Annotated in this window: 1 protein-coding gene; it reads left to right on the plus strand. The window is 63.3% G+C overall.

Annotated elements, in window-relative coordinates:
• On the plus strand, positions 1-2132 hold a 2132-nt coding region (locus RMT89_RS40010; RefSeq protein ID WP_315888667.1), incomplete at its 5' end, for a CHAT domain-containing protein.
• Between the last annotated feature and the right edge of the window lie 35 nt (positions 2133-2167).

Here is a 2167-nt window from a genome sequence, read left to right on the forward strand (position 1 = left end):
TGACCGACAACAACCAACGACACGGGGGTCACGTTTCAACCGCCCAAAACGGGTCAAAATTCAGCCGCCGCCGACACCGCGAGCGCCTGGAGACAGCTGAACGCGGCTCGGCTGAACGAGGTGAACTTCTTGTCGCGCTGACGGTAGGACTGTCGTTCAATTTCGAACTCGACCCGCGCCCCGAACTGCTTGACGAGGCCGTAGCTGCTTCCTCCGCGCTTGCCGCCGACTCTGGGGATTATCACGTCCATGTGGCTGAGTATCTGATCGCGGTGTCGGAGCCATTCCTGAGGCTGTTCGAGAGTTGCAACGATCCGGTCGCTCTGGAGGAGGCCATCCGAGCATTGAGGCGCGCACATGGGCTCCTTGCTGATCTGGACCGGATCAGAGCAGACGTGGCGCAGAGGCTGTGCGTCCTGCTGAACGCGGCAGTCCAATTCGTAGGGCCGACCGCTTCGGCCGACGCAATCCGGTTCGGCCGGGAGGCCACCGAATTGTTCCCGCCCGGCAGCTACGGGCAGCGCATCGCTCGGACTGCACTGAGTGCCGCATTGCAGGACCATGCGAACAGGACCGGAAACATCCGTCGACTCATGGAGGCGCTCAGCATCTCTCGCACTCTCGTCGAGGAGACGCAGCCGGGCACGGACGAGCACGGCCGGTACCGCTTTGATCTGGCACTCGGACTGCGTATTCGGGCCGTGTTGGAGAATGACCCCCGTCACTTTGAAGAGGCCATCCAGATATTCCGCGATCTCGCCGAGGACCAGGAGGTTGGTGACGTCCGGCGCGCCGGACGCCTCATCTACCTCGGGCTCATCCACCGTGACCGCTACGAGGCGACCCGTGACTTGGCGGAGCTGGGTCCTGCGATCGCCGCATTCCAGCGTTCTGCCCGGTTGCTGAACGCTTCCCCGCTGCAACGACTGATCTCGGCACAGTTCGGCGGGGAACTCAACGCAAGTCAAGCGCGCTGGGACGCGGCAATGGCTGAGTACGCCTTGGCCGTCGAGCAGGTGCCGTTTGCCATTGGCCTGCGCCTGACGCGCGAGGCCCAAGAGTCACTCCTCCCGCACACGACAGGAGTTGCACTCGCAGCAGCCGCCTGTGCACTGGAATTGGGTGATTCATTCCAGGCGGTGCGGCTGCTGGAGGCAGGCCGAGCACCCCTCATTGCACAAGCACTGGACTTGCGCGGCATCTTGGTGGATGTCGTCGAGCAGGCTCCCCACCTGGCCGCCCAATGGCAGCAGTTGCGCGAGGAATCATCGTTTCCCGAGCGGGAGGAACTTGTCCACCGGCATCGGCGTGCTCTCCGATGGGAAGGGCTGCGCAGGCGCATCCGCACTCTGCCAGGTGTGGGAGATTTGCTCGCGCCGCTGTCTCACCAAGCTCTCGCGAAAGCCGCCGCTGACGGAGCTGTCGTCGTTGTGAACTGCCACGCTGTACGGACCGACGCCATCATCATCACGGGCGACGACATCGACGCCATAAGGCTCCCGATCACCGAAGAGGATGCTAGACGTGCTGCTGGCGAGCTTCTTGGCACTCAGCCGGACATCCGCTCCAACAGTGTTGCTGAGCAACGCTTCTCAGAGATCCTTGAATGGTTGTGGGACAGCGTGACCGAGCCAGTCCTGCACGCCCTTGGCCTGGACGCTCCGCGTCCTCCTGCGGAGGCTCCACGACTGTGGTGGTGCCCAACTGGAGTGTTTACCTTTCTCCCCTTGGCGGCAGCGGGATACAACGGCTCCTCCGACACGGTCCTCGACCGCATTGTCTCGTCTTTCACACCCACTGTTCGAGCGCTCACTCACACCAGAAGGCCACGGCCGGCCCAACCTGGCGGCTTCCTCGGCGTGGCGGTCCCCGATGTCTCTGGTTGGCCCCGGCTGCCCGGGGTGGCGGACGAGATCGAGTTTTTGCGCCGCTGTTTCCCCGATGGGATCTTCTTGACGGGCGCCGACGCGACGGCACAGCAAGTAGTTACACAGCTGGCAAACGCCGACTGGGCGCATTTCGCCTGTCACGCCATGAGCGATCCCTACAGCCCATCATCCAGCTCACTGATCCTTCACGCGGGTGCCGTCCCGGAAGATTTCAAGTCCAGTGAGACGGTCGTGACGCTATGAGGTTTGTGGTGCGGGTTCCCTGCGTTTGGCCGGGT

Origin of the sequence: Streptomyces sp. P17, assembly GCF_032436805.1 — a bacterium.
In the GTDB taxonomy this organism is placed as follows: domain Bacteria; phylum Actinomycetota; class Actinomycetes; order Streptomycetales; family Streptomycetaceae; genus Streptomyces.